Annotated in this window: 25 protein-coding genes; 8 read left to right on the top strand and 17 right to left on the bottom strand. The window is 73.8% G+C overall.

The annotated features are described in order from the left end of the window. Nucleotides 1–50: 50 nt before the first annotated feature. The gene (locus AOM46_RS25270; RefSeq protein WP_062215471.1) at nucleotides 51–719 is read right to left on the bottom strand and encodes a methionine ABC transporter permease; all 669 of its coding nucleotides are present in this window, start codon (nucleotides 717–719) and stop codon (nucleotides 51–53) included. Continuing rightward, a complete protein-coding gene (locus tag AOM46_RS25265) occupies nucleotides 719–1,768 on the bottom strand; it encodes a methionine ABC transporter ATP-binding protein (RefSeq protein ID WP_062215468.1) in 1,050 nt (349 codons plus the stop codon). Before AOM46_RS25265 ends, AOM46_RS25270 begins: the two co-directional genes overlap by 1 nt. 396 nt (nucleotides 1,769–2,164) lie before the next feature. Between AOM46_RS25265 and AOM46_RS25260 the strand changes: the two genes are divergently transcribed. After that, nucleotides 2,165–2,542 (top strand): hypothetical protein, encoded by a 378-nt coding sequence (locus AOM46_RS25260; RefSeq protein ID WP_062215466.1) that lies wholly within the window; start codon nucleotides 2,165–2,167, stop codon nucleotides 2,540–2,542. After that, the gene (locus tag AOM46_RS25255) at nucleotides 2,535–2,990 is read left to right on the top strand and encodes a hypothetical protein (protein WP_062215464.1); all 456 of its coding nucleotides are present in this window, start codon (nucleotides 2,535–2,537) and stop codon (nucleotides 2,988–2,990) included. Before AOM46_RS25260 ends, AOM46_RS25255 begins: the two co-directional genes overlap by 8 nt. A 69-nt stretch (nucleotides 2,991–3,059) precedes the next feature. Here the strand turns inward: AOM46_RS25255 and AOM46_RS25250 are convergent, their stop codons facing one another. Then, nucleotides 3,060–3,581 (bottom strand): GNAT family N-acetyltransferase, encoded by a 522-nt coding sequence (locus tag AOM46_RS25250; protein ID WP_062215462.1) that lies wholly within the window; start codon nucleotides 3,579–3,581, stop codon nucleotides 3,060–3,062. A gap of 195 nt (nucleotides 3,582–3,776) precedes the next feature. Next, on the bottom strand, nucleotides 3,777–4,970 hold the full coding sequence (locus AOM46_RS25245) for a glycerophosphodiester phosphodiesterase (protein WP_062215460.1): 1,194 nt from the start codon (nucleotides 4,968–4,970) through the stop codon (nucleotides 3,777–3,779). A gap of 267 nt (nucleotides 4,971–5,237) precedes the next feature. Here AOM46_RS25245 and AOM46_RS25240 point away from each other — a divergent pair, with 267 nt between their 5' ends. Further along, entirely contained in the window at nucleotides 5,238–5,918 is a 681-nt protein-coding gene (locus tag AOM46_RS25240; RefSeq protein ID WP_062215458.1) for a 1-acyl-sn-glycerol-3-phosphate acyltransferase, read from the top strand. Between the two features lie 1,007 nt (nucleotides 5,919–6,925). On the opposite strand, the gene AOM46_RS25235 is transcribed toward AOM46_RS25240, so the two are convergent. Next, complete coding sequence (locus AOM46_RS25235; RefSeq protein ID WP_062215456.1) at nucleotides 6,926–7,900, bottom strand: aldo/keto reductase; 975 nt, start codon at nucleotides 7,898–7,900, stop codon at nucleotides 6,926–6,928. A gap of 133 nt (nucleotides 7,901–8,033) precedes the next feature. Between AOM46_RS25235 and AOM46_RS25230 the strand changes: the two genes are divergently transcribed. Then, nucleotides 8,034–9,038: a Gfo/Idh/MocA family protein gene (locus tag AOM46_RS25230; protein WP_062215454.1), complete on the top strand. Its 1,005-nt coding sequence runs from the start codon at nucleotides 8,034–8,036 to the stop codon at nucleotides 9,036–9,038. 101 nt (nucleotides 9,039–9,139) lie between these two features. Here AOM46_RS25230 and argH read toward each other — a convergent pair whose 3' ends face one another. Further along, entirely contained in the window at nucleotides 9,140–10,588 is a 1,449-nt protein-coding gene (argH, locus tag AOM46_RS25225) for an argininosuccinate lyase (RefSeq protein WP_062215452.1), read from the bottom strand. Further along, complete coding sequence (locus AOM46_RS25220) at nucleotides 10,585–11,781, bottom strand: argininosuccinate synthase (RefSeq protein ID WP_062215450.1); 1,197 nt, start codon at nucleotides 11,779–11,781, stop codon at nucleotides 10,585–10,587. The genes argH and AOM46_RS25220 overlap by 4 nt, the downstream gene beginning before the upstream one ends. 506 nt (nucleotides 11,782–12,287) lie before the next feature. Here AOM46_RS25220 and AOM46_RS25215 point away from each other — a divergent pair. Next, nucleotides 12,288–13,343 carry a polyprenyl synthetase family protein gene (locus AOM46_RS25215; protein ID WP_062215448.1) on the top strand — a complete coding sequence of 352 codons (1,056 nt, stop codon included), beginning with the start codon at nucleotides 12,288–12,290 and terminating at the stop codon, nucleotides 13,341–13,343. A gap of 47 nt (nucleotides 13,344–13,390) precedes the next feature. On the opposite strand, the gene AOM46_RS25210 is transcribed toward AOM46_RS25215, so the two are convergent. From AOM46_RS25210 to AOM46_RS25180, 7 genes are all read right to left on the bottom strand, one after another. Continuing rightward, the gene (locus AOM46_RS25210; RefSeq protein ID WP_062215446.1) at nucleotides 13,391–13,948 is read right to left on the bottom strand and encodes an arginine repressor; all 558 of its coding nucleotides are present in this window, start codon (nucleotides 13,946–13,948) and stop codon (nucleotides 13,391–13,393) included. A 16-nt stretch (nucleotides 13,949–13,964) separates the two neighbouring features. Continuing rightward, on the bottom strand, nucleotides 13,965–15,155 hold the full coding sequence (locus AOM46_RS25205; protein ID WP_062215445.1) for an acetylornithine transaminase: 1,191 nt from the start codon (nucleotides 15,153–15,155) through the stop codon (nucleotides 13,965–13,967). Beyond that, nucleotides 15,152–16,189 carry an acetylglutamate kinase gene (argB, locus tag AOM46_RS25200; protein ID WP_078857177.1) on the bottom strand — a complete coding sequence of 346 codons (1,038 nt, stop codon included), beginning with the start codon at nucleotides 16,187–16,189 and terminating at the stop codon, nucleotides 15,152–15,154. Before argB ends, AOM46_RS25205 begins: the two co-directional genes overlap by 4 nt. 52 nt (nucleotides 16,190–16,241) lie before the next feature. Further along, on the bottom strand, nucleotides 16,242–17,366 hold the full coding sequence (locus AOM46_RS25195; RefSeq protein WP_062215442.1) for a bifunctional ornithine acetyltransferase/N-acetylglutamate synthase: 1,125 nt from the start codon (nucleotides 17,364–17,366) through the stop codon (nucleotides 16,242–16,244). Next, entirely contained in the window at nucleotides 17,363–18,391 is a 1,029-nt protein-coding gene (argC, locus tag AOM46_RS25190) for an N-acetyl-gamma-glutamyl-phosphate reductase (RefSeq protein WP_062215440.1), read from the bottom strand. The genes AOM46_RS25195 and argC overlap by 4 nt, the downstream gene beginning before the upstream one ends. Nucleotides 18,392–18,491: 100 nt before the next feature. After that, a complete protein-coding gene (locus AOM46_RS25185; RefSeq protein ID WP_062215437.1) occupies nucleotides 18,492–19,415 on the bottom strand; it encodes an RNA polymerase sigma-70 factor in 924 nt (307 codons plus the stop codon). An 83-nt stretch (nucleotides 19,416–19,498) separates the two neighbouring features. After that, complete coding sequence (locus tag AOM46_RS25180; RefSeq protein WP_062215435.1) at nucleotides 19,499–20,275, bottom strand: SDR family oxidoreductase; 777 nt, start codon at nucleotides 20,273–20,275, stop codon at nucleotides 19,499–19,501. 159 nt (nucleotides 20,276–20,434) lie between these two features. On the opposite strand from AOM46_RS25180, the gene AOM46_RS25175 reads away from it, so the two are divergent. Next, complete coding sequence (locus AOM46_RS25175; protein WP_062215433.1) at nucleotides 20,435–21,580, top strand: hypothetical protein; 1,146 nt, start codon at nucleotides 20,435–20,437, stop codon at nucleotides 21,578–21,580. A gap of 22 nt (nucleotides 21,581–21,602) precedes the next feature. Here AOM46_RS25175 and AOM46_RS25170 read toward each other — a convergent pair whose 3' ends face one another. Then, nucleotides 21,603–22,295, bottom strand: a complete 693-nt coding sequence (locus AOM46_RS25170) for a TetR/AcrR family transcriptional regulator (RefSeq protein ID WP_062215431.1) — start codon at nucleotides 22,293–22,295, stop codon at nucleotides 21,603–21,605. A 57-nt stretch (nucleotides 22,296–22,352) separates the two neighbouring features. On the opposite strand from AOM46_RS25170, the gene AOM46_RS25165 reads away from it, so the two are divergent. Both AOM46_RS25165 and AOM46_RS25160 read left to right on the top strand, forming a co-directional pair. Beyond that, nucleotides 22,353–23,009 (top strand): class I SAM-dependent methyltransferase, encoded by a 657-nt coding sequence (locus AOM46_RS25165; RefSeq protein WP_234313997.1) that lies wholly within the window; start codon nucleotides 22,353–22,355, stop codon nucleotides 23,007–23,009. Between the two features lie 64 nt (nucleotides 23,010–23,073). Then, nucleotides 23,074–24,156 (top strand): pyridoxal-phosphate dependent enzyme, encoded by a 1,083-nt coding sequence (locus tag AOM46_RS25160; protein ID WP_062215429.1) that lies wholly within the window; start codon nucleotides 23,074–23,076, stop codon nucleotides 24,154–24,156. Here the strand turns inward: AOM46_RS25160 and AOM46_RS25155 are convergent. Both AOM46_RS25155 and AOM46_RS25150 read right to left on the bottom strand, forming a co-directional pair. Next, on the bottom strand, nucleotides 24,153–24,917 hold the full coding sequence (locus AOM46_RS25155; protein ID WP_062215427.1) for an ATP-grasp domain-containing protein: 765 nt from the start codon (nucleotides 24,915–24,917) through the stop codon (nucleotides 24,153–24,155). The two genes, AOM46_RS25160 and AOM46_RS25155, sit on opposite strands and share 4 nt — an antisense overlap. Before the next feature lie 170 nt (nucleotides 24,918–25,087). Next, the gene (locus AOM46_RS25150) at nucleotides 25,088–25,621 is read right to left on the bottom strand and encodes a RodZ family helix-turn-helix domain-containing protein (protein WP_158920625.1); all 534 of its coding nucleotides are present in this window, start codon (nucleotides 25,619–25,621) and stop codon (nucleotides 25,088–25,090) included. Between the last annotated feature and the right edge of the window lie 113 nt (nucleotides 25,622–25,734).

Below are 25,734 nucleotides of genomic sequence, written 5' to 3'. Positions count from 1 at the left end.
CGGGTTTTCTCGGGTTCCGGGGGTGGCCCGGGGTCGGTGGCCGCCGCGGGTCAACCGGTGCGGGTGCGGCGGGAGATGAGGCGTACGACGCCGTCGCCCAGTAGTTGGACGGCGGTGACGATGACCAGCAGGACGGCGACGGTGACGAGCATGAACTCGTCCTCGAAGCGCTGGTAGCCATAGGTGTAGGCGAGGGTGCCGAGGCCGCCGCCGCCGACGGCGCCGGCCATCGCGGAGTAGCCGATCAGCGCGATCACCGTGGTCGTCAGGCCGGCGACCAGGGACGGCAGGGCCTGCGGCAGCAGCACCTTGAACACCACCGTCCAGGTGCCGCCGCCCATCGCGTGGGCGGCCTCGACCAGTCCGTGGTCGACCTCGCGCACCGCCGTCTCCACCAGCCGGGCGAAGAACGGGATGGCGGCGATGGCCAGCGGGACCACGGCGGCTGTCGGCCCCATCGCGGTGCCCACCACGAAACGGGTGAACGGGATCAGCGCGACCAGCAGAATGATGAACGGCAACGAGCGGCCGACGTTGACGATCACGCCGATGGCCTTGTTCAGCGGCACGTTGCGCAGCGGCCCGCCGCGGTCGGTGAGGACCAGCAGGACGCCGAGCGGCAGGCCGCCGAGCACCGCGTAGAAGGTGGACCAGCCGACCATGTAGAGCGTGTCGATGGTGCCCTGGCTGAGCAGCGGCTGCATCTGGGACCAGGTCATCAGGCGCCCTCTCCGGTGAGTTCCACGGCCACCGGCGCGGGGGCCGACTGGTCGGGCAGTTCGACGGTGAGCCCGGCCTCGCGGAGGAAGCCGAGGGCCCTGGTGTTCTCCTCGGGACGGCCGGGGAGTTCGATGCGCATCCGGCCGACCTGCCGCCCACCTACGGTGTCCATGGCGGCGCCGAGGATCGACACGTCGACGTCGTGCGACCTGGCCAGCTGGGAGATCACCGGCTGCGCCGTGCTGTCGCCGTGGAAGGTGATGTCCACCACGGTGCGGTCCTCGGCACTGCGGGCGCCGCCGACCGGGAACAGCTCGCCGGCCAGCCGGGAGCCCGGGGTGGCGAGCAGTTCCGAGAGGACGCCCGACTCCACGATCCGGCCCTTCTCCATCAGCGCGGCGGCGTCGCAGACGGCCTTGACCACGTCCATCTCGTGGGTGATCAGCAGCACGGTGAGGCCGAGCTGCCGGTTGAGGTCGCGCAGCAGCTGGAGCACCGAGCGGGTGGTCTCCGGGTCGAGCGCCGAGGTGGCCTCGTCGGATAGCAGCACCTTGGGGTCGCCGGCCAGCGCGCGGGCGATGCCGACGCGCTGCTTCTGGCCGCCGGACAGCTGCGCCGGATAGGCCCTGGCGTGGTCCGCGAGGCCGACCAGGTCCAGCAGGTCGAGCGCCTTGCGGGCGCGCTCGCGGCGGGTGAGGCCGAGGATTTCCAGCGGCAGCTCCACATTGCCGCGCACGGTGCGCGAGGAGAGCAGGTTGAAGTGCTGGAAGATCATGCCGATGCCGGTCCGCGCCCGCCGCAGCGGCCTGCCGGCGCGGTGGCCGCGGCCGGCCAGCGCGGTGAGGTCCTCGCCGTTCACCGTGACCGTCCCCGAGTCGGGACGTTCCAGCAGGTTGACGCAGCGGATCAGGGTGGACTTGCCGGCCCCGCTACGGCCGATGACGCCGTACATCTGGCCGGGTTCGACCCGCAGACTGACGCCGTCGAGCGCGGTGACCTCGCGGCCCCGGGAACGGTAGACCTTGGTCAGGTCCGTGGTGGTGATCACTGGCTTCCATCGCTGTCGGGTGCCGGGCGGCGCACGGCGGCGCACACCTGGCACGGTCAGGTGGTGGTGCGGAGGGAGCTGCGGCGCTGACGGCGGCGTGGCGGGCGCGCCGAAGGGCGCGGGCGGGGCGTCAGCTTCGCTTCGGGGCGCGGAATCGCTGCTCGATCAGGGGCCCTCAGCGGTCACACATTCGACACGGACAGTGAGCACCGGGCGGCATCAGCGCCTCGGTCGCCGGGAAATGGCAGCTCGTCGGTGTCATGAGGTCAAGTAAAACAGACCGGCGCACGGCCCGACGTCGCAGCCAGGGAACCTGTGGCCAACGCCACGTGGTCGGCCCCGGGAGCCGGGCCCGGCCGGCGGGGGGCGGGGGCGCCCGGCGTAGAGTCTCTGCCCATGTTCACCCCGTTGACGGTCACGGTCGTGGTGACCGCCCTGCTGTTGGCGGCCTGGTGCGGCTACGCGGCCGTCCGGGACCAGCCGGTCAAGGACTGGCACTACGGGGGCGCCGCCCTGGTGCTGCTGCTGACGCTGGTCCAGGTCGGGGTCTCCACGGTCGCGCTCGCCGGCGGCGAGCGGCCTGACGGGGACGGCAGCACGCTGGTGTTCGTCTGCTATCTGGTGGCGGTGCCGCTCTGCCTGCCGATCGCGGCGGCCGTCTCGTTGACCGAGCGGACCCGCTGGGGCTCGGCGACGGTGGCGGCCGGCGCCGTGGTGCTGGCCGTCCTCGAAGTGCGGCTGGCCGACGTCTGGGCGGGGGCCGCCGGTGTCTGAGCCCCACTCCCCCACGGCGGCGCGCGGCCCCGACCTGCGGCGTGGCCCCGGCCGGCTGCTGGTGCTGCTCTACGGGGTGTTCGCCGTCGGCGCCGCCTCGCGCTCGGCGTACCAGCTCTCCACCCGCTTCGACGAGGCGCCGCTGGCCTATCTGCTCTCCGCGGTCGCCGCCGTGGTGTACGCGGTGATCCTGTTCTCCCTGGTGCGCGGCGGGGAGCGGGCCCGCCGGCTCGGACGGCTGTGCTGCGCCCTGGAGTTGGCCGGGGTGCTGATCGTGGGCACCTGGTCGCTGGTCGACCCCGGCGCCTTCCCCGACGCCACGGTCTGGTCCGACTACGGCATGGGCTATGTCTTCTTCCCGCTCGTCCTGCCGCTCACCGGCCTGCGTTGGCTGGCCCCCGGCGGACGGCGGACCTCGGCCGAGCCCGCCCTGAACGACCCCGTGTGACGGAACAGGAAAGGCGCGGCGCGGGCCCCTTCGCCCATGCCGCGCCGCCCGTGTCGACCGTTCGGGCCGCTACGCGCTGGCCGCCAACGGCCGTTCGTCCACGCTCCCGAACCCGGCCACCGGCTTCTCCAGGGTGACCAGGCTGAGATGCCGGGATACCTGCTCCGTGCCGACCTGGGCATAGCCGAGGCGGCGGTAGAGCCGCAGGTTGCCGGCGCTGCGGTGGCCGGTGAAGAGCCGGTAGCGGGCCGCCGCCCGCTCGGCGGCGAGCCGCTGCTCGATCGCCGCCAACAGCCGCCCGCCCAGGCCGTGTCGCTGCATCCGGGGATGCACGATCAGCCGCCCGATGTCGGCGGTGCCATCGGCGCCGACGCCGCCCCGTACGGAGCCCACCACCTCGTCACCGAGCCGCGCCACCAGCACGCAGGTGTCGGCCGCCTCGGCGCGCAGCTCGGCGAGGGTCTGGGTGAGCGGGGCGATCGTGTAGTCGCCGTACAGCTCGGCCTCTGACTGGTAGCAGAGGTACTGCAGTTTGAGGATCTGCTCGACGTCCTGTTCGGTCGCCGACCCGATGGTGACGCTCATGCCCATGCTCACGCCTCCAGCTGAGGAGTCCGGCCGGCCGCGCGTGTTGAGGGTGCGCGCGCACCGGCGATAGCCCTGACGGCGCAGGTCAGACCCGCGCCGTCAGCATTGTGCTAGGGACCGGCGCGCGGGGGAATGCCCCCGGGCCAACTACCGTGTGAGATTGCCGACTCAGCCCCCTGAACGGCCCCGCCCGGGCGGTCAGCGGGCCGCGCGGAAGTCCTCGGCGGCGAGCAGCGCGGTGTCCGGCTGATCGGCGAAGACGCCGTCGATGCCGGCCTCGAAATAGGCGCGCAGCGCGCCGAACGCGTCCCCGAATCCGTTGGGGTCCTCACCGCGCCGGAAGTCGGCGGGCAGAAACGCGTTCTCGTTGCGCAGGGTGTACGGGTGCACCAGCAGATCGGCGTCGTGGGCGTCGGCGACCAGGCTGGTCGGGCTGGTCAGGGACCCGTCGGCGGCACGCGGGATGACCAGGTCCAGCACCGGGCCGATGCCCGAGGCGTAGCCGGCGATCTCGGCGAGCCCCTGAGGGGTGATCAGATCGGCGACGGTCCGCGGATCGCCCGACTCCTGGTAGTCCCAGGGGCGGGAGTCGGCCGCGCCGAGCAGCACCACGCCCGGCGTGTCGACCAGCCGGGCCAGCCGTTCGATGCTGGTGGGCTCGAAGGACTGCAGGAACACCGGCGCGTCCGAACGGTGCAGCCGGTGCCGGCGCAGCAGCCGGGCCAGCGGCTCCTCCAGGCCGAGGCCGAGCGAACGGAAGTACGTGGGGTGCTTGGTCTCGGTGTACAGCCACACCGGACGGCCCCGCTTCCGGCCCTGCTCGGCGGCCCAGTCGAGCACCTCGGCGAAGGTGGGGATCTCCCAACGCCCGTCGTAGAGCGTGTTGTGGGGACGCTGCCCCGGGATGCGTTCGGTGGCCCGCAGGGTCTTGAGCTCGGCCAGCGTGAAGTCCTCGGTGAACCAGCCGGTGTACTCCACGCCGTCCACCGACCTGGTGGTGCGCCGGTCGGCGAACTCGGGGTGGTCGGCGACATCGGTGGTGCCCGTGATGTCGTTCTCGTGCCGGCACACCAGATGGCCGTCCCTGGTGGGCACCAGATCCTGCTCGATGATGTCGGCACCCAGGTCAAGGCCCAACTGGTAGGAGCCCAGGGTGTGTTCGGGACGGTAGCCGGAGGCGCCCCGGTGCGCCACCACGGTCGGCACCGGCAGCCGCCCGCGGCCGCCGCCCCCGCCGCCCCCGCCGTGCCGGCCGGTGGCCTCGGCGGCCTGCGCCGTCCCGGCACCGGCGCCGAGCAGCGCGGCGCCGCCGGCGCCCGCCATCGCCGCGCCCAGCACCGCCCGCCGACCGAGCGCGTTCCTGGTCGTGTCCGCCGCCTGTCGAGCTGACATGTGTTCTCCCTCGCCGATGAGCTGACCGCGCCGATCGTAGGGACGCTTTCCCGGCACCGCGAGAACGCCTCGGCGAACAGCCGGCGAAGCCAGCCCCAACGGCATGGGTGCGGGCCGGACGATGTGACGTTCTCCGCACCATCGAGTGAACCCTGTGCGGGAGGGACCCCTTCGCGCGAGTATCGTCGCTATGCATTCCTATGCATCGCGACGAATGCGCGGAACGCATCGCGAGATGCGCGTGACCATGAACGACCGGAGGGGAAGTTGTCCCGATTCGTGCTGTTGAAGGTGCTGCTTGGCCCCCTGCTGAAGCTGCTGCTGCGCCCACGGGTCGAGGGGCTGGCCAATGTGCCGGGCAACGGCCCGGTGATCCTCGCCGGCAACCATCTGACCTTCATCGACTCGGTCATCCTTCCGCTGGTCTGTGACCGCCAGGTCTTCTTCATCGGCAAGGACGAGTACGTCAAGGGCCGGTCCCTCAAGGGCCGCGTGATGGCCTGGTTCTTCACCGCCGTCGGCATGATCCCGGTGGACCGGGACGGCGCCCGCGGCGGCGTCGCGGCGCTGATGACCGGCCGCCGGGTCCTGGAGCGCGGCGACGTCTTCGGCATCTACCCGGAGGGCACCAGGTCCCCCGACGGCCGCCTCTACCGGGGCCGCACCGGCATCGCCCGACTGACCCTGATGACCGGCGCGCCGGTGGTCCCGTTCGCCATGATCGGCACCGACCGGGTACAGCCGGGCGGCAAGGGCCTCCCCCGCGTCGGCCGCGGCCGACGGATCACCGTCCGCTTCGGCCAGCCGCTGGACTTCTCCCGCTACGAGGGCATGGACCGCGACCGCTATGTGCTGCGCGCCGTCACCGACGAGGTCATGACCGAGGTGATGCGCCTCTCCGGCCAGGAATACGTCGACATGTACGCCACCAAGGCCCGCGCGGCGTAGCCCTGCCCGGGCCGGGCAGAGGCAACGGCCCCCGGCGGGAGCCGGGCAGCGGCCGGCCCCGGGCCCGCACTCCTATCCGGGGCACGGGAGGAGCCCTACCCGGGCCGGGCAGAGGTGGACAACGGACGTGCCGAACCGAACCCGGCCCGGGCTGGGCAGAAACCGCGACCCCGGCGGGAGCGGGACAACGGCGGGCACCGGGCCCGCACTCCCATCCGGGGCACGGGAGGAGCCCCACCCGGCCCTGGCAGAAACGGACAACGGACGTGCCGGGCCAAACCCGGCCCGGGTTCGGCAGAAACCGCGCCCCCCGGCCGGAGCCCGACAACGGCGGGCACCGGGCCCGCACTCCCATCCGGGGCACGGGAGGAGCCCCACCCGGCCCTGGCAGAAACGGACAACGGACGCGCCGAACCAAACCCGGCCCGGGTTCGGCAGAAACCGCGCCCCCCGGCCGGAGCCCGACAACGGCAGGCACCGGGCCCGCACTTCGTTCCGGGGCAGGGGAGGAGCCCTACGCGGCCCGGGCGGAGGCAGCAGCCGCTACCCGAACCAGGCCGAGAACACCCACCCGAACAGGCGAGACCCGCCCGGACCGGGCAGAAACCGCGGCCCCCGGCCGGAGGCGGACAGCGGCCGGCACCGGGCCCGCACTCCCATCCGGGGCACGGGAGGAGCCCTACCCGGGCCGGGCAGAGGTGGACAACGGACGTGCCGGGCCGGACCCGGCCTGGGGTGTCCGGGTCCTGTCCGGGTCGGGTGGGGGCCGCACGGCAACGGCGTTCCCGCCCGGCGGATGGCCGGCCCCGCGGAGGCTTCCGGCCCGAGAGGGAACCGTTCGGTCGCCGGCCAGGCAGACGTCCCCCTGTCCGGGTCGGGCGGGGCGGAAACGGCACGGCCCTGCGAGGGGGCGCCGGGGGAACGACCCACCCCGCCCGGACAGCGGGACCGGCGCGACCGGCCGACGCCCGGTGCGGCCCGTGGCTGAGCCCCCGCCGGTCAGGCGGTTAGTTCCAGGGGAGGGCGGAGCGGGTGCGCCAGTAGGTGGTGGGGGGTTCTACGAGGCGGGCCAGGGAGGCGAGGCGGGCGGGGTCGAGGCTGAGCGTGGCCGCCGTCACGTTCTCGGTCAGCTGACCGACCGTCGCAGCGCCGGAGAGGACCAGGCCGGCCCAGGGCTGGGCCAGCACCGCGGCCAGCGCCACCGCGTCCGGCGTGGTGCCGCTGTCCTGCGCGAGGCGGCGGAGTTCGGGGGGCGCGGCCTCGCCGGCGAGGCGCCCGTTGGCCAGGGCCTCCTTGACGAGCACCGTGCGCCCCGCCGCGTGCGCCTCGGCCAGGGCGGGGCCGGCCGACGGCTCCAGCAGGTTGAACGTGGCCTGGACCGTGGAGTACAGCGGCCGGCCGCCCACCGTGACGTCGAGCGCGGCGCGGATCGCCTCGGCCTGGTCGGGGCCGCTGGTGGAGAGGCCGACCGTCACGCCGTCCTCGACGAGGCGGGCGAGGCGGGCGAGCACCGCCGGATCGCCGAGGGCGGGGCTGCCGGGGGTCACGGAGTGGACCTGGTAGAGGTCGAGGCGGCGGCCGAGCAGGGCGGTGGATTCGCCGAGTTGACGGTCGAGGGTGGCGGCGCCGTGGTCCTTGGTCTCGTGGGTGTCGGCCTCGGTCCGCCAGTCGGCGGTGTAGGTGTAGCCCCATTTGCTGCCCACCACCAGGTCCTTGGCCGCCTCCGCGCGGTTGGCCAGCCAGTCGGCCAGGAACTCCTCCGCTCGGCCGTAGGAGCGGGCCGCGTCCAGGTAGCGGACGCCCTGGGCGTAGGCGGCGTCCAGCAGGTGGTGGGTGCGTTCCCGCAGCGCCTCGACGGTGCGGTCGGCGGGCAGGTCGCGGGTGCGGCCGAGGGTGAGGTAGCCGGGGCGTCCCACGGCGGCCAGGCCGAGGCCGATGCGCGCGGTGGGGGTGGCCTCGGGATCGTAGCGGGTGAACGCCATGGCGGTACCTTTCACACCCTTCGGTCGCCGGAATCAGGTGCACACCGTACCGGTAGGAGCGTGCCGCCGCCGGGGTGACGGCGCCACCGCTGATTACGATGAACCGGTTAATCACCGCACTTGAGGGAGCGATATGGCTGACGAGGGCAAGGGACCGGGCGAACGCCCGGTGCGCTGGGGCATCTTGGCGACGGGGGGAATCGCGGGGAAGTTCGTCGAGGACCTGGCCGAGCTGCCGGACGCCGAGGTGGTGGCCGTCGGTTCGCGTTCGCTCGCCTCGGCGGAGGGCTTCGCGCAGCGGTACGGGATCCCGCGCGCCCATGGCGACTGGGCGTCGCTGGCCGGCGATCCGGACGTGGACGTGGTCTATGTGGCCACCCCGCACAGCGCGCACCAGGAGCCGGTGCGGCTGTGTCTTGAGGCGGGCACCCCGGTGCTGTGCGAGAAGCCGTTCACGTTGAACGCGGCGCAGGCCGAGGAGTTGGTGGGGCTGGCGCGCGAGCGGCGGGTCTTCCTGATGGAGGCCATGTGGACCTACTGCAATCCGGTGGTCAGGCGGATGGCCGAGCTGGTCGCCGACGGCGCGATCGGCGAGGTGCTGGCGGTGCACGCCGACTTCGGGATCGAGGCGCCGATGGATGCCACGCACCGGCTGCGGGATCCGCTGCTCGGCGGCGGCGCGCTGCTGGACCTGGGGGTCTACCCGGTGGCGTTCGCCCAGCTGCTGCTGGGCGAGCCGGACGAGGTGCGGGCCTGGGCCCGGCTGTCGGGTGGCGTGGACGAGAACACCGGGCTGCTGCTCGGCTACGCGTCGGGCGCGGTGGCCGCGTTGACGTGTTCCCTGGTCGCGGACACGGCGCGGACGGCGGTGGTGACGGGGTCGCTGGGGCGGATCGAGTTCCCGCGCGGCTTCTTCCATCCGGAGCGGTTCGTGCTGCACCGGGCTGGCGCGGAGCCGGAGGAGTTCTCGGTGCCGGGTCCTTCGAACTCGTTCATCCACGAGGCGTCCGAGGTGGGGCGCGCGCTGCGGGCCGGTGAGACGGAGTCGCCGCTGGTGCCCCTGGACGGGACCCTCGCCGTGATGCGGACGCTGGACGCCGCGCGGCGGGAGATCGGGTTGCGCTACCCGGGCGAGTGAACGGGCCGGGCGAACGGAGTGGGTGAACGGGCCGGCTGAACGGAAACGCCCGCTCCCGCGCGGCGGCGCGGGAGCGGGCGTGCTCGGTCGGCTCGCCGGGCTCAGACCAGCGGCCCCCGGGCCGCGATCCACTCCCGCTGCTGGCCCAACTCCGCCTTCAGCTCGGTGAGTTGCTGGGCGACGGCGGTGGGCGCCGTGCCGCCCCTGGCGGACCGGGCGGCCAGCGCGCCCTCGACGGTCAGCACCTCGCGGACCTCGGGGGTGAGCTGGGGGGAGATGGCGGCGAACTGTTCGTCCGTCAGCTGGTCGAGCTCGATGCCCTGGGCCTCGCAGACCTTGACGCACTCCCCCGCGACCTCGTGCGCGACCCGGAACGGGACGCCGCGCTTGACCAGCCATTCGGCGATGTCGGTGGCCAGCGAGAAGCCGGCGGGCGCCAGCTCGGCCATCCGCTCCTCGTTGACGGTGAGGGTGGCCAGCATGCCGGTGAAGGCGGGCAGCAGGATCTCCAGCTGGTCGCAGGAGTCGAAGACCGGCTCCTTGTCCTCCTGGAGGTCGCGGTTGTAGGCGAGCGGGAGGGCCTTGAGGGTGGCGAGCAGCCCCGTCAGGTTGCCGATCAGCCGCCCCGACTTGCCCCTGGCCAGCTCGGCGATGTCCGGGTTCTTCTTCTGCGGCATGATCGAGCTGCCGGTGGAGAAGGCGTCGTGCAGGGTGACGAAGGAGAACTCCTTGGTGTTCCAGACGATCACCTCCTCGGCGATCCGGGAGAGGTTGACGCCCAGCATCGCGGTGACAAAGGCGAACTCGGCGGCGAAGTCCCTGGCGGCCGTCGCGTCGATGGAGTTCCCGCCCGAGCCGCCCTCGAAGCCGAGGTCGGCGGCGACGGCCTCCGGGTCGAGGCCGAGGGAGGAGCCGGCCAGCGCGCCCGAGCCGTAGGGCGAGACGGCCGTCCGCGCGTCCCACTGGCGCAGCCGCTCGGCGTCCCGCGCCAGGGCCTGGACATGGGCCAGCACATGGTGCGCGAAGAGCACCGGCTGGGCGTGCTGGAAGTGGGTGCGGCCCGGCATGGCGGCGGACGGATGGGCCTCGGCCAGGCCGATCAGCGTCTCCTGGAGGTCGGCCAGCAGCTCGCCGATGATCCGCGCGTGGTCGCGCAGGTACATCCGGAAGAGGGTGGCCACCTGGTCGTTGCGGGACCGGCCGGCGCGCAGCTTGCCGCCGAGGTCGGGCCCCAGCCGTTCCAGCAGCCCTCGTTCCAGGGCGGTGTGCACGTCCTCGTCGGCAATGGTGCCGGTGAACGAGCCGTCCGCGACATCGGCGGCGAGCCGGTCGAGGCCGGCGAGCATCGCGGTCAGCTCCCGCTCGTCGAGCAGCCCGGCGCGGTGCAGCACCCGGGCGTGGGCCCGGGAGCCGGCGATGTCGTAGGGGGCGAGCCGCCAGTCGAAGTGCACGGACGCGCTCAGCCGCTCCAGGGCCTCGGCGGGGCCGTGCGCGAACCGGCCGCCCCAGAGCCGTACGTCGGGCTCGTGGTGCTCGGTGGGCTGGTTCACGGGGCAACGTCCCGCTTGGCCGCGATCTTCGCGGAGAGCGAGAAGATGTCGATGAAGCCCTTGGCCAGCGACTGGTCGAAGGAGTCGCCGGTGTCGTAGGTGGCGAGGTTGAAGTCGTAGAGCGACTGGTCGGAGCGCCGACCGGTGACGACGGCCCGGCCGCCGTGCAGGGTCATCCGGATGTCGCCGCTGACATGCTGGTTGGCCGCCTCGACGAAGCCGTCGAGGGCCCGCTTGAGCGGGGAGAACCACAGGCCGTCGTAGACCAGTTCGCTCCACCGCTGCTCGACCTGCCGCTTGTAGCGGGCCAGCTCGCGCTCGACCGTGACGTTCTCCAGCTCCTGGTGCGCGGCGATCAGCGCGATGCCGCCCGGGGACTCGTACACCTCGCGGGACTTGATGCCCACCAGCCGGTCCTCGACCATGTCGATCCGGCCCACGCCCTGGGCGCCGGCCCGCTCGTTCAGCTCCTTGATGGCCTGGAGCACGGTGACGGGGCGGCCGTCGACGGCGACGGGGACGCCCGCGTCGAAGGTGATCACGACCTCGTCGGCGTCGCGCGGGTCGGCCGGGTTCTGGGTGTACTCGTAGATGTCCTCGATCGGCGCGTTCCAGATGTCCTCCAGGAAGCCCGTCTCCACGGCGCGGCCGAAGACGTTGGCGTCGATGGAGTACGGGGACTTCTTGGAGGTGGCGATCGGCAGGCCGTTCTCCTCGGCGAAGGCGATGGCCTTGTCCCTGGTCATCGCGTAGTCCCGGACCGGGGCGATGCACTTCAGGTCGGGGGCCAGGGAGGCGATGCCGGCCTCGAACCTGACCTGGTCGTTGCCCTTGCCGGTGCAGCCGTGGGCGACGGTGTCGGCGCCGTGCTTGCGGGCGGCGGCCACCAGATGCTTGACGATCACCGGGCGGGAGAGCGCGGACACCAGCGGGTAGCGGTCCATGTAGAGCGCGTTGGCCTTGATCGCCGGCAGGCAGTACTCCTCGGCGAACTCGTCCTTGGCGTCGACCACCTCGGCCTCGACCGCACCGCAGGCCAGCGCGCGCTTGCGGATGACGTCCAGGCTCTCGCCGCCCTGGCCGACGTCCACGGCGACGGCGACGACCTCGGCCCCGGTGGCCTCGGCGATCCAGCCGATGCAGACCGAGGTGTCCAGTCCACCGGAGTAGGCGAGTACGACGCGCTGGGTCACGGTGTCTCCTTTGGTGCGGGCGATGCTGGTAGCTGGGGTGCCCATGCTGAGCTTGGAATAAGTATGCGGCGCTCCGTATGGTTCGTCAAACGCCCTGGTCAGCGACCCCGGCCGGCACCGTATGGTGCGGTCCGAGGGGCGGGGCGGCGCCGTCAACCCGGCCGGCTCCACGGCCGCGGGGCGGCCGCGCACCCGACCCGGGGGAACGGTGCGCGGCATCGTCGAAATGGCGGGCGGGCCCGATGACTTGGGGCCGGTGGACGGTCCTCGCCGAGGAGCGGCGGGCGGCCCGGGGGTAACCCACACGGGTATATCCCCACGCCCCATCCGTCCCGTGCGTCAAGGCGGGGCCGTTCGGGGAACCCCTGGTCAGCCGGCCGGGTGCGCGGTCGGGACCGGCGCGCGGCCGGGGCAACCGGCGCGTCCGCGCCGTTCCGGTGCTCCCCGGCGACGGTCAAGCTGGGACGCGTTGTCCCTGAACCGGCGCGTTGCGAGGGAGTCCCGTGATGACCACCCATCCCCCCACGAAGGACGGGCAGCAGGCCGCCAAGGAGGTGCTGCACCGGGCCCGGGTGCTGCTCGATCCGGCCCTCCGTACCTGGGTGCACCGGCTGCCGCCGCCCGTGGCGCGGGTGGCGTCCTACCACTTCGGATGGACCGACAGCGCCGGCCGCCCGGACAGCGCCCCCACAGGAAAGGCGCTGCGGCCCGCGCTGGTGTTCAGCTGCGCCGAGGCGGTGGGCGGCTCGGCCGATGAGGCGCTGGGCCCGGCGGTGGCCGTCGAGTTGGTGCACAACTTCTCGCTGCTGCACGACGACATCCTGGACGGCGACACCACCCGCAGGCACCGGGCCACCGCGTGGACGGTCTTCGGCTCCTCGTCCGCGCTGCTGGCCGGGGACGCGCTGTTGATCCACGCCTGCCGGGTCCTGTCCGAGGAGGACGCGCTGCCCAGGACGCTGACCGGGCTGCGCTGGCTGAGCGAGTCGACCACCCAGCTGATCGAGGGCGAGCAGACCGATCTGCACTTCGAGGAGCGCTCCCGGGTCGCGCTGGGCGAATGCCTGCTGATGGCCGAGCGGAAGACGGCCTCGCTGCTGGCCTGCGCCTGCGCCCTCGGCGCGCTCTGGGGCGGCGGCGACCAGGCGCAGACGGAGGCGCTGCGCCGGTTCGGCCATCACCTCGGTGTGCTCTTCCAGTTGACGGACGATCTGCTCGGCATCTGGGGCGATCCGGCGGTCACCGGCAAGCCGGCGGGGGCCGATCTGGCCAGCCGGAAGAAGTCACTGCCCGTGGTCGCCGCGCTCGACTCCGGCACCCCGGCGGGGCGCCGGCTGGCCGAGCTGTACGCCGAGGACGATCCGGAGTCGGACGAGGGAGCGACCCCGCCGTCGGTGCTGGCCGATCTGGTGGTCGAGGCCGGCGGCCGGGAGTGGGCCGAACACGCCGTCGCCGACCAGCTGGCCCTGGCCGAGGGCGCGTTGGCCACGGCCGATGTCGCCAAGGAGGCGGCGGAGCGGCTTACCGCGCTGCTGCGCCTGGTGGGCCAGCGGGACCACTGAGCCGAACCGCCGCCGGGACCCCGCCCGGCGGCCCGGTGGCCCGGCGGCTACTGGCCCTGGCCCGGCTCCCGCTGCGCCAGCCGCAGCAGATGGTCGGCCAGGGACTGGCCGCCGTCGGGAGCCCGGCTGATCAGCAGCACCGTGTCGTCGCCGGCGATGGTGCCCAGGATGTCGTGCACCTCGGCCTGGTCGATGGCGGAGGCGAGGAACTGCGCCGCGCCGGGCGGCGTGCGCAGCACCACCAGGTTGGCCGACGCCTCGGCGGCGATCAGCAGTTCGCCGGCGAGCCTGGCCATCCGCTCCTCCTTGGCCGATTCGCCCAGCGGCGCCCGTGGGGTGCGGAAGCCGCCCTCGCTGGGCACCGCGTAGATCAACTCCCCGCTGGTGCCCCGGATCTTGACCGCCCCCAGCTCGTCCAGATCCCGGCTGAGCGTCGCCTGGGTGACGCTCAGCCCGTCGTCGGCGAGGAGCTTGGCGAGCTGGCTCTGGGAGCGCACCGGACCGTGGTTGAGGATCTCCACGATCCTGCGGTGCCTGGCCGTGCGCGTCTGGGGCACGGCGGGGCCGCCCGTCTGGCCGCCTCTGGGTCGCTCGGGGTCCGTCATGCTCCCTCTCCGGTCGTCATCCGCCCGCCGCTTCGGCGCGCGCGGCGTCCAACACCCCGGGCAGCGCGGCGAGGAGGGTGTCGACCTCCGCTTCGCCGATGATCAGGGGCGGGGCCAGCCGCACCACGTCGGGGACGGCCGCGTTCACCAACAGCCCGGCCTCCTGGGCCGATCGCTGCACCCGCGCGGCCACGGGTTCGGTGAGCACGATACCGACCAGCAGGCCGGCGCCCCTGACCCCCCGGACCAACGGGTGTCCCAGCCGTTCGATCCCGGCGCGCAGCCGCTCGCCCCGTTCCTTGACCCGCTGGAGCAGTTCCTCGTTCTCGATGGTGTCCAGCACGGCGAGGGCCGCCGCGCAGGAGACCGGGTTGCCGCCGAAGGTGGAGCCGTGCCGGCCGGGCGTGAACAGCTCGGCCGCCTCGCCGAAGGCGAGCGTGGCGCCGATGGGCAGTCCGCCGCCCAACCCCTTGGCCAGGGTGATCACATCGGGCTCCACGCCCTGCGCCTGGCCGGCGAACCAGTGCCCCGTCCGGCCGATCCCGGTCTGCACCTCGTCCAGCACCAGCAGCGTTCCGGTGGCCCTGGTGATCTCCCGCGCCGCCGCCAGATAGCCCTCGGGGGGCACCACCACGCCGTTCTCGCCCTGGATGGGCTCGACGATCAGCAGCGCGGTCTCGGTGGTGACGGCGGCGCGCAACGCCTCGACGTCGCCGAACGGCACATGGGTGACCTCGCCCGGCAGCGGGTGGAACCCGTCCTGCTTGCCCGGCTGCCCGGTGAGCGCGAGGGCGCCGACGGTGCGGCCGTGGAACGCGCCCCGGGTGGCGACCATGTGCGGGCGCCCGGTGAGCCGGCCGAGCTTGAACGCGGCCTCGTTCGCCTCGGCGCCCGAGTTGGAGAAGTAGACCCGCCCCGGCCGGCCGGCCAGCGCCAGCAGCCGTTCGGCGAGCGCCACGGTCGGCTCGGCGACAAAGAGGTTGGAGACATGGCCGAGCCGGGCGATCTGCTCGGATACGGCGGCCACCACGGCCGGATGGCCGGTGCCCAGGGCGTTGACGGCGATACCGCCGACGAAGTCGACGTACTCCCGGCCGTCGGCGTCCCAGAACCGCGCGCCCTCGCCATGGGTGAGCGGCACCCGGGGCAGCCCGTAGTTGTCCATCAGCGCGGCCCGCCACCTGGCGTGCAACGACGCGTTGCTCATGACGACGCTCCCTGGTTCGCGGTGTGCGCGATGTCGGTGGTGGAGGTGGCGGGCGGCTCGTCCGGCACGACCATGGTGCCGATGCCCTCGTCGGTGAAGATCTCCAGCAGGATGGAGTGCTGCACCCGGCCGTCGATCACCCGGGCCGTGCGGACGCCGTTGCGCACCGCGAAGAGACAGCCCTCCATCTTGGGCACCATGCCGCTCGCCAGCTCGGGGAGCAGCTTCTCCAGCTCGCTCTCCGTCAGCCGGCTGATCACCTCGTCGCTGGCCGGCCAGTCGGCGTAGAGGCCCTCCACGTCGGTGAGCACCATCAGGGTCTCGGCGCCGAGGGCGGCGGCCAGCGCGGCGGCGGCGGTGTCGGCGTTGATGTTGTAGACATGGTCGTCGTCGGCGCTGCGGGCGATGGACGAGATCACCGGGATCCGCCCGTCGTCGAGCAGGGCCTGGACGGCGCCGGTCTCGATGGCGGTGATGTCGCCGACCCGGCCGAGGTCGACCGGCTCCCCGTCCACCTCGACGAACCGCTTGGTCGCGGTGAGGATATGGGCGTCCTCGCCGGTCATGCCGACGGCCCAGGGGCCGTGCCGGTTGAGCAGCCCGACCAGCTCCCGCTGCACCTGGCCGGCCAGCACCATCCGCACCACGTCCATGGTCTCGGGGGTGGTGACCCGCAGTCCGCCCCTGAACTCCGAGGTCAGGCCGAGGCGTTCCAGCTGGCGGTTGATCTGCGGCCCGCCGCCGTGCACCACCACGGGGCGCAGCCCGGCGTGCCGCAGGAAGACGACGTCCTGGGCGAAGGCCGCCTTCAGCTCCTCGTCCACCATGGCGTTGCCGCCGAACTTGATCACCACCGTTCGGCCGTGGTGGCGGGTGAGCCAGGGCAGCGCCTCGATCAGGATGCGCGCCTTGGGCAGCGCGTTGTGCCGGCGGGTGGCGCCGGGCGCCGCCCCCGCGGGCGTCTCGTCAGGTGTCTCGTCGGGCGTCTCGTCGGGATGGGAACGGGGGGTGTCCCGGGGTTCGTTGACCGTCATCTCAGGCTTTCGGCTCCGGAGGGTCGTGCGTTCGGGCTGGTCGGGCGGGGGCTCAGCCGGCGGCGGCCGGCAGGTCGGTGGTCCACACGGTGGCCGAGCACGCTCCCGCGCCCAGCCCTACGGCGATCGCCACCTCCCTGAACCGCAGGTCCACCGCGGCGCCGACGTCCGCCACCCCGTCGTGGCAGACCCGGACCCCGCCCAGGGTCACGGTCAGGCGGTGCGGTGCGAAGACCGCGTCGGTGGCGCCGAGGGTGGCGACGATCCGGCCCCAGTCGGGGTCCTCGCGGTGGATGGCGTGGCGCAGCGGGGCGTCGCCCGCGACGGCGCGGCCCACGGCGAGGGCGTCCGCCTCGGTGGCGGCGCCGGTCACCTCGATCCTGATCTCCTTGGTCGCCCCGGGCGCGCCCCGCACCAGCCGGCGCGCGAGCTCGGCGCGGAGCCGGCCCACCGCGTCGGCGAACTCGGCCTCGTCCGGGGCGCGTTCGGCGGCGCCCGAGGCCAGCAGCAGGGCGGTGTCGCCGGGCGCGGCGGCCGGCCGGGCGCCGAGCCGGTCGAAGCCGGCCGCGACGGCGGGGCGCAGGGCGCGCTCCAGCGCGGGCGCGGGCAGCTCGGCGTCGGTGGTGAGCACCACGAGGGAGGTGGTCGGCGCGGGACCGTAAGGGCCGGCGGCGGCGACCATCCCGCCCACCGTCCAGCCGTCGCCCCGGACGGCGGCGGTGACGGGCGGGGCCGGCGCGGGGGCGAGGGCCTGGGCGGCCCGTTCCCCGCCGAACTCGTGGGCCTCCTCGGCGACGCGGTCGACGGCGGGCAGCAGGACCTCCAGGGAGGCCGGGACGCCGATCCGTCCGGTGGCGGCGAAGGCCACCTCGGCGGCGTTGCGGCCGGCCGCCCGGGCGGCGCGCTCGACGATGGCGTGCACGGCCTGGAAGCCGGAAGGGCCCGTGCAGGCATGGGCGTTGGCGGCGTCGAGCAGCACGGCGCCGACCGTGCCGCCGCGCAGCACCTGGGCCGACCAGAGCACCGGAGCCGACTGGACGGGATGCCGGGTGAACACGCCGGCCGCCGCGCGGGCCGGGCCCTCGTTGACCACCAGCGCCAGATCCGGCGCGCCGTCCCCGCCCTGACCGGCGGCCACCCCACCGGCGGTGAAGCCGGCCGGCGCGGTGACGCTCACGGGGCGACCCCGGTCAGCGGGAGCCCCGCCTCCTCGGGCAGCCCGAGGGCGATGTTCATGCTCTGCACGGCGCCGCCGGCGGTGCCCTTGGTGAGGTTGTCGATGGCGCCGACCACGATCACCCGGCCGGCGGCCGGGTCGAGCGCGAGCTGCAGCTGCGCGACGTTGGAGCCGGTGACGGCGGCCGTGGTGGGCCACTGCCCCTCGGGCAGCAGCTGGACGAAGCGCTCGCCGGCGAACGCCTTGGCGTAGACCTCGCGCAGCGCCCCGGCGTCGACGCCGGCGACGGCGCGGGCCGAGCAGGTGGCCAGGATGCCGCGCGCCATGGGCGCCAGCGTGGGGGTGAAGGAGACGGTGACCGGCCGGCCGGCCACGGCGGCGAGGTTCTGCGCCATCTCGGGGGTGTGCCGGTGTCCGCCGCCGACGCCGTAGGGGCTCATGGAGCCCATCACCTCGCTGCCGAGCAGATGCGGTTTCAGCGCCTTGCCGGCGCCCGAGGTGCCGGTGGCGGCGACGATCACCGCCTCCGGCTCGACCAGCCCCGCCGCGTAGGCGGGGAAGAGCGCCAGGCTGACGGCGGTCGGATAGCAGCCGGGGACGGCGATGCGGCGGGCGCCGCGCAGCGCGTCCCGGGCGCCGGGCAGCTCGGGCAGGCCGTAGGGCCAGGTGCCGGCGTGCGGGGTGCCGTAGAACCGTTCCCAGTCGGCCGCGTCCCGCAGCCGGAAGTCGGCGCCGCAGTCGACGATCAGCGCGGCATCGCCCAACTCCTCGGCCACGGCGGCGGACTGGCCGTGCGGCAGGGCGAGGAAGACCACATCGTGCCCGGCCAGCACCTCGGCCGTGGTCGGCTCCACCACGCGGTCGGCCAGCGGCAGCAGATGCGGCTGCACGCTCCCCAGCCGCTGACCGGCGCTGCTGTTCCCCGTCAGGGCTCCGATCTCCACCTCGGGGTGCCCCAGCAGCAGCCGAAGAATCTCGCCCCCCGCATACCCACTGGCGCCCGCCACCGCAGCACGCACTGCCATCGCCTCCTCCTACCGATGGCATGACTATACGTAGCGCAGCAGTTTTATGCAATGACACCCCGCCCGGCGCCCGGGCCTCGCGACCTCGGGGCGCCGGCGGTCAACTCCCGGGACGCGGCGCCCGGTTCGCCTCACGGAGGGCCGCCCAGGCGTCGGCCAGGGGGCCGATGTGCCGGAGTTTGTCCGGGTTGTTCACGGCGTGGATCGTCCGGAGCCGCCCGCCCCCGATGTCCAGCGCCCACGCGCTCAGCACCCGCCCGTCCCGATCCCGGAAGACCGCGCCCGGCTGGCCGTTCACCCGCCGTGGTTCCACCGCGCCGGCGCCCCTGATGACCAGCGGGACAAACGTGGCGAGCACCCGGGCCACCGGCTCGGCGCCGACGATGACCGGACGGAACCGGGGCGCCTTGCCGCCGCTGTCGCCGACCATCCGCACCTCGGCCGCCAGCAGCTCGGTCAGCGCGTCGACCTCGCCCTCCCGGAAGGCGCCGAAGAACCGTTCGGCCAGCTCCTCGCGCTCCTTCCGGTCGGCCTCGAACCGGGCCCGGCCGCCGGCCATGTGCCGGCGCGCCCGCGCCGCGAGCTGGTGGCAGGCCGCCTCCGACCGGCCCACGGCCGAGGCGATGGCCCGGAAGTCGAAGGCGAACACCTCCCGCAGCACGAAGACCGCCCGTTCCAGCGGGGACAGCCGCTCCAGCAGAAGCAGGGCCGCCATCGACAGCGAGTCCGCCAGCTCGGCCGACCGGGCCGGATCCTGGTACGGGTCGGTCAGCAGCGGTTCGGGGAGCCACGGCCCGACGTACTCCTCCCGCCGGACGCGGGCCGAGCGCAGCACATCGATCGAGACGCGCGTGACCACGGTGGACAGAAACGCCTTCGCCGACGCGGGCCTGGTGGCGGTGGCCTGGTAGCGCAGCCAGGTCTCCTGGACGGCGTCCTCGGCCTCGCTCACACTGCCCAGGATCCGATAGGCGATCGAGAACAGCAGCGGACGCAGCTCCTGGAACTCATCGGCCCTGGTCACACCGGCTCCTCCTTGACGCTCTACCTTCACGCTTTCACGCTTTCACGCTTTCGCCCTGCCACTCGCACCGTCGGGGACCACCGTCACCAGGGCACCTCGCCCTCCTCGCCGAAGAACCCGGCGGTCGGTCCTTCCGCGCCGAGGGTGGCCAGCCGCACCACGACCGCGGCCCCCTGCTCGACGGTGAGGAAACCCGTGTGGTTGTTGCTGTCCGTGTCGACAAAGCCGGGCGCGGCCGCGTTGACGAGGATCCCGTCCCCGCGCAGCTCGTTGGCGTACTGCACGGTCAGCGCGGAGAGCGCGCTCTTGGACGGCGCGTACGCGGCGGACGGCAACAGCGCGGCGAACGGGCCGTCCGGATCGCCGGTGAGGGTCAGCGAGGCGGCGTGGCTGCTGACGTTGACGACGCGCGGCGCCGGCGACCGTCGCAGCAGCGGCAGCATGGCGTTGGTCACCGCGATCACCCCGAAGACATTGGTCTCGAACACCGCCCTGACCATGTCGAGTTCGACGGTACTGGGGATCTGGTCGTGGGCGTCGCTGGGCGAAACCTGTCCGGAGCCGGTGATCCCGGCGTTGTTGACCAGCACGTCGAGCCGGCCGAACCGCGTCTCGACCAGCTCGGCGGCCGCGCGGACGGTGGCCGGGTCGGTGACGTCCAGGGTGACCGCCCGCACGTCGCCGCCCGCCGCGCGCAGCGCCGCCGCCGCCTCCTCGCCGCGCCCCGGGTCCCTGGCGCCGACCAGAACCGTCATGCCCAGCGCGGCGAGTTGCCCGGCGACCCCGCGCCCGATCCCCTTGTTCGCCCCGGTGACCAGCGCGACCCGGCGCTCCGTGGTCTCCTCGGTCTCCTCGTTCATGACCGGCTCCCTTTCGTCACGGCGGGCCCCTCTCGTCGGAACCCGCCTCCACGACCTGGGACGAGACAGCCCGGCCGGCTCTGACATGGTCGGGCGCGACCGCCCGCGGGGCGGGAATCCGGTCGCCCGGGGCCGGGGCCGCCGACTACTGTCCCTCGAATGTCCGACGGCTTCCCCCTTCTCTGGCTCTGCGGTCCGTCCGGCGTCGGCAAGACCTCGGTGGGGTGGGAGATCTTCGCCCGGCTCGACCGGGCCGGGACCGCCGTCGGCTATCTCGACGCCGACCAGGTCGGCCTCTGCTATCCGGCGCCCGCCGACGATCCGCAGACCCACCGGGTCAAGGCCGCCAACGTCGGCGCCATGGCGCGGACCCTGCACGCGGCCGGGGCCCGTTGCCTGGTCCTCTCCGGCGGGGTCCAGCAGGCCGCGGAGGTCACCGCCTATGCCGAGGCGGTGCCAGGCACCTCGCTCACCCTCTGCCGCCTGCGCGTCGACATCGACCAGCTGCGGGAGCGGTTCCTGGGCCGGGGCTGGCGGCCCGAACTGCTGGCGGAGAACGAACGGACCGCCGCCGCGCTGGACCGCGCCACCTTCGCCGACCTCACCGTCGACAGCACGGGGCTCTCCCGCTCCGCCACGGTCCGGCTGGTGCTGGAACGCGCCGCCGGCTGGCCGGGGCCCGCCGCGCCCGCCCCGCCGCCGAGCCCGGCGCCCGCATCCTCCGTCGGCGCCCCGTCCGGGCCCGTGCCGGTGCTCTGGGTGTGCGGCGCGAGCGGCGTCGGGAAGTCCGAGGTCGCCTTCGCGATCTTCAGCCGGCTCTTCGGCGCCGGCGTCAAGGCGGCCTACCAGGACCTCGCCCAACTCGGCTTCCTCGGCCCCGTCCCCGCCCCCGCCGATGCGGCGGCCCACCGGCTGCGCGCCCGGGGGTTGGCCGCCGTCTGGCCCAACTACCGTGCGGCAGGCGCCCGTTGCCTGATCCTCGCCGGCGACATAGCCGACCCCGAGACCGTCCGCGACTACGCGGCGGCCGTGCCGGAGGGCAGGTTCACCCTGGTCAGACTGCACGCCGGCGCCGACGCGCTGCGGGAACGCGTCCTGCTGCGCGGCCGTGGCCTCGGCCCCCAGCTGCCGGGCGATCCGCTGCGCGGCCGTTCGACCGAGGAACTGCTGGCACACGCCGAGGCGTCGGCGCGTACGGCCGAGGCACTGGAACGCGCCGGCGTCGGCACGGTACGGGTGACGACGGACGGCCGCACGATCGAGGACATCGCCACCGAGGCGGCCCGTTCCCTGCCCGCTCTCTGAACCGTCCGCCGGGGCCGAAGCGTCATCCGCCGCCTGGCCAGGGGACGTGGCCGTCGTCCCGGGGCCGGGGCGGCTCCGCGCAAAGCTGGGCGTGCAGGGTGGCGTACGCCCATTCCTCCCACGCCTCGGGGGACCAACCACGGTCGCGGACGAAGAGCAGATACAGCTCGGGGCTGAGCAGGCCGAACAGCAGGTCGGCCGCCGTGTCGACGGAGACGTCGGGGCGGACGTCGGGCCTGGCGACCAGCACCTCGGCCGCCACCCGCTGCACGGTGTAGCGGGGATCCTGGCTCTGCGGCCACTGGGCGGCGATCTCCGGGTCGGTCGCCGAGGCGGCCGCGATCACCGGCATGATCGGCGCGACCCGTTCGAGGACCCCGCGCGCGCCGCGCACCTGCGCACGCAGCTGCCCGGCCGCCGTGGGCGCGGCGCAGGCGGCACGGAACCAGGGACGGTCGAGCGTGGCGACGGGTTCGGTGTCGCCGGCGATCGAGGCGTCGACCATGCCCTTGAACAGGGTGCGCTTGTTGCGGAAGACGAAGTAGATCGTCTGGACCGCGACGCCGGCCCGGTCCGCGATCTGCTGCAGGCTCGTCGCGCCATAGCCCTGCGCGACAAACAGCTCGCGCGCCGCCTCGACGATCTTCTCGTGGGTACGCCGTGCGCGCTCCGCCCGCTTGTCCGGCGGCTTCCGCGTTCGCTTGACGGGATCCATGAGCCGAGCCTATATCTAGAGTCAGCAACTAGAGTTCAACTCTAAATACTTGGGGGCATGATGACCGAACCGTCCGGCACCGCACCACGGGCCAGCGCGGGGCCGGCCGCTCCGAGCGACCAGGAGCGCGCCGTCCGCCGCGAGTTCGAGGAGTACTACCGTTCCGGCAGCCCGCCGTGGGACACCGGGGTGACGCCGCCCGAGCTGGTCGCCCTGGTCGAGGGACCCGACGCGCTGCCGCCCGGCCGGGCCCTCGAACTCGGCTGTGGCACCGGCACCAACGCGATCTATCTGGCCCGGCACGGCTGGGACGTGGTCGGCGTCGACCTGGTCGAAGCGCCGATCCGCCAGGCCAGGGCGAAGGCCGAGGCGGCGGGGGTGGCGCCCCGGCTGCTCAACGGCGACGCCACCCGACTCGACACCCTGGAGGCACCGGGCCCCTACCAGCTGTTCTTCGATCTGAGCTGCTACTGCGGCATCCCACCGCACCGCAGGGACGCCTACGCCGCCGGCCTCACCGCCCGCGCGGCGCCCGGCGCACGACTGCTGATGTTCGGATACGGCCCCGAGGCGTTCGACGATCCGATCTCCGGCGTCACCACCGACGAACTGCGTGACCGGTTCGCCGGTTGGGAGCTGACGCGGACCACGCCCGGCACCAACGAGGTGCCCACCTTCTGGTTCGACCTGCGCCGCGTCACCCCCGGGGGCTGAACCCCAACTCCCGTGATGCCACCGCGCCTTGCCCGGCGGCGTCCGGGCAGGGAAGAGTGCGGCCATGACACGGGACACCCCTCGGGACTGGGCAGCCGACGCCGTCGCGCGGCTGCGCGAGGAGGCGGCGAGCCGGGGTCCGACGCCGCTCCGCGCGGTGCCGCTGCCCGCGTTCCCCGGGATCACGGTCCTGCTCAAGGACGAGTCCGCGCAGCCAACCGGCAGCCTCAAACACCGCCTGGTGCGCGCCCTCTACCGGCAGGCCATCACCCGGGGGCGGCTCGGCGCCGGCACCCCGGTGGTCGTCGGCACCGCGGGCGCGGTCGCCGTCGCCGGGGCGTACTTCGCCCGGCTGCTGGGGCTCCCGTTCACCGCCGTGGTGCCGGCCCGAACGCCGGCCGATGTGCGCGCCGACATCGAACGGGAGGGCGGGCACTGGCAGTTGGCGAAGCAGCCGCCGGCCGCGCTGCTCGCCGAGGCCGCGACGGTGGCGCGCGGGCTCGGCGGCCACCTCCTGGACCACTTCGCCGAGGCCACCCCGGCCCTCGCCGAACACGGCGGCCCCTCGCTCGCCGAGGAGGTGCTGGACCAACTGCGTGGCAGCGCGCATCCGGAGCCACGCTGGCTGGTGACCGGCGTCGGCACCGGCGCGACCTCCGCCACCTCCGGGCGTCACCTGCGGGAGCACTCCCCCGCCACCCGGCTGGCCGTGGTGGATCCGGAGAACTCCGCCTACTTCCCCGGCTGGGCGAGCGACTGCGCCGACTACGCCACCGGCATGCCGTCGCGCATCCCCGGGATCGGCCGCCCCAGGATCGAGCCGGGCTTTCAGCCCTCGGTGGTCGATCTGGTCGTGCCCGTGCCGGACGCCGCCTCCGTGGCGGCCATGCGCTGGCTCGACGACCGCGCCGGCCTCGCCGTCGGCCCGGCGGCCGGCGCCGGCCTGTGGGGCGTCTGCCAGCTGGTGCGCCGGATGGCGGAGAACGGCCGAGGCGGCAGCGTGGTCACCGTCGCCGGCGACGGCGCCGCACCCTACCGACGAACCCACCGGAACCCGGCCTGGCTCGCGGAACACGGGCTCGACCCGACACCCCACGAAGCCACCATCGAACGCTTCACCACCACCGGCGAGTGGCCCACACCCTAGAGCCCGCCCCCCTCCGGCGCGGTGCGGACGAACGGGCGGTCGCGCGGGTCCAGGGCGGATACCGGCCGGGCAGCGCGGAGCACCACGTCCAGCGCGCGGTCCGGATCGGCGTCGTAGATCCCGCTGGCCCAGGCCGCGTTGGCCTCGATCACCGCCCAACGGCCGCCCGTCAGCCCGATGTCCACCACGATCGCGGACGGCAGCGTGTGGCCGTGGGCGGCGAGCAGTTCGGCGGCGAAGGAGAGCGCCGCCGGGGGCAACGGCGCCCGGCGCGAGCGGCCGTCCTCGGCGTACTGGCTGCCGGTGCGCACCGCGCCGTCCAGCACATGGAGCCGGTACTCGGCCGAGAACGCGACGATATCGCTGACCAGCACCTCGGTCTCGGGCGCGAACGCGTCGAGCCCCGGCAGCCGGGAGCCGTCCGCGTAGACCCGCGCCGGTATGGACTTGTCGTTGGGCGACTTGACGAACACCGGGCGGCGCAGCGCGTGCGCCCGCGCGAGCGGCAGCAGGGCGATCTCGCGGCCGGTGTGGACGCGGGGCAGCGTGGCGAGCCAGTCCCCCGGGGCCTGGAGGGTGGCGATGCCCAGGGCGGGAGCCACCGCGTCGGCGAAGGAGGGCCCGGCATGCAGATGCTCGGCGCGCAGGCCGGGCGGCACGGCGAACGACGGCAGCGCCACCGTGGCGAGCCCACGGCGCTCGGCCGCGGCACGGACCGAGCCGGCGGAGGCGGTGAGCCGGGGCGGCAGAACGAGAGTCATCGGCCCAGACTTTCGCGCCGGGGCCGCCGGGTGGTGGGCGGGGCCCACCCGGCGGCCCCGTCACCGCGCTCCGGCGAACCGATGGCGAGTTACTGCACCTCGCGGCACCGTACGGCCGCACCGGGGGTGTCCCGTGCCCCGGCCGGGGCACGGGACACCCCCGGGCCCGGTCAGCCGCCGGCGCCGCCCTGCTCCTCGTCGAAGGCCCGGTTGATCGCGGTACGCAGCCGCGCCCAGACCTCGCCCGCCTCGTCCAGCTGCGCGCCGGAGGCGCCGGGGACGCCACGGGCGACGATGGCCACCCGGATCTCGCCGTTGGGGGTGCGGACGGACTCCACGTCGGAATCGATCAACTCCCCCTCGTACATGGCCTTGCGCACCAGGAGCGAGAGCCCGCCGGTGTTGTGGTCGGCGACGGAGCCCGCGGTGTCCGCCCGGCGGCCGGACCCCGAGGCGCGGTCCGCGTCGCCCGCCGTCTCCGGCTCGCCGCCTTCGAGCACCACGCCCAGCGACTCCGGGTTCCACCCGACCAGCTCGGCGTAGTGGTGAATGGTGCCGGTGAGCTTCTTGATCGCGCCCTTCTCGATGTTGTAGATGGCGCCGCGCTCCACTTTGAGGGACTTGGCGACAAACTTCTGTTGGAGCCCACGGCCTTCCCGCGCCTGCTTCAACAACGTTCCCAGCCGTGCCCAGTCTTGAGTCATGAAATCTATGTTGCCGCACCTCTGTGCAACGCAACAGGCCCAAAATCGGCCATTGAGCAGCATGTACAGCGCCATATGGTTGTGTCATGCCAAGCCGGCGCCTCAAATAGGCA

Source organism: Streptomyces sp. NBRC 109706 (assembly GCF_000974485.1).
Lineage (GTDB): Bacteria > Actinomycetota > Actinomycetes > Streptomycetales > Streptomycetaceae > Streptomyces.
The sequence above is the reverse complement of the archived record's forward strand: the minus strand, read 5'-3'. Positions and strand labels throughout refer to the sequence as shown.

Coding starts and splice junctions, on each gene's coding strand:
- AOM46_RS25270 (WP_062215471.1), bottom strand. CDS start 719: ATGACCTGGTCCCAGATGCAGCCGCTGCTCAGCCAGGGCACCATCGAC.
- AOM46_RS25260 (WP_062215466.1), top strand. CDS start 2,165: ATGTTCACCCCGTTGACGGTCACGGTCGTGGTGACCGCCCTGCTGTTG.
- AOM46_RS25250 (WP_062215462.1), bottom strand. CDS start 3,581: ATGGGCATGAGCGTCACCATCGGGTCGGCGACCGAACAGGACGTCGAG.
- AOM46_RS25245 (WP_062215460.1), bottom strand. CDS start 4,970: ATGTCAGCTCGACAGGCGGCGGACACGACCAGGAACGCGCTCGGTCGG.
- AOM46_RS25235 (WP_062215456.1), bottom strand. CDS start 7,900: ATGGCGTTCACCCGCTACGATCCCGAGGCCACCCCCACCGCGCGCATC.
- AOM46_RS25230 (WP_062215454.1), top strand. CDS start 8,034: ATGGCTGACGAGGGCAAGGGACCGGGCGAACGCCCGGTGCGCTGGGGC.
- AOM46_RS25215 (WP_062215448.1), top strand. CDS start 12,288: ATGACCACCCATCCCCCCACGAAGGACGGGCAGCAGGCCGCCAAGGAG.
- AOM46_RS25210 (WP_062215446.1), bottom strand. CDS start 13,948: ATGACGGACCCCGAGCGACCCAGAGGCGGCCAGACGGGCGGCCCCGCC.
- AOM46_RS25205 (WP_062215445.1), bottom strand. CDS start 15,155: ATGAGCAACGCGTCGTTGCACGCCAGGTGGCGGGCCGCGCTGATGGAC.
- argB (WP_078857177.1), bottom strand. CDS start 16,189: ATGACGGTCAACGAACCCCGGGACACCCCCCGTTCCCATCCCGACGAG.
- argC (WP_062215440.1), bottom strand. CDS start 18,391: ATGGCAGTGCGTGCTGCGGTGGCGGGCGCCAGTGGGTATGCGGGGGGC.
- AOM46_RS25180 (WP_062215435.1), bottom strand. CDS start 20,275: ATGAACGAGGAGACCGAGGAGACCACGGAGCGCCGGGTCGCGCTGGTC.
- AOM46_RS25175 (WP_062215433.1), top strand. CDS start 20,435: ATGTCCGACGGCTTCCCCCTTCTCTGGCTCTGCGGTCCGTCCGGCGTC.
- AOM46_RS25170 (WP_062215431.1), bottom strand. CDS start 22,295: ATGGATCCCGTCAAGCGAACGCGGAAGCCGCCGGACAAGCGGGCGGAG.
- AOM46_RS25165 (WP_234313997.1), top strand. CDS start 22,353: ATGATGACCGAACCGTCCGGCACCGCACCACGGGCCAGCGCGGGGCCG.
- AOM46_RS25160 (WP_062215429.1), top strand. CDS start 23,074: ATGACACGGGACACCCCTCGGGACTGGGCAGCCGACGCCGTCGCGCGG.
- AOM46_RS25155 (WP_062215427.1), bottom strand. CDS start 24,917: ATGACTCTCGTTCTGCCGCCCCGGCTCACCGCCTCCGCCGGCTCGGTC.
- AOM46_RS25150 (WP_158920625.1), bottom strand. CDS start 25,621: ATGACTCAAGACTGGGCACGGCTGGGAACGTTGTTGAAGCAGGCGCGG.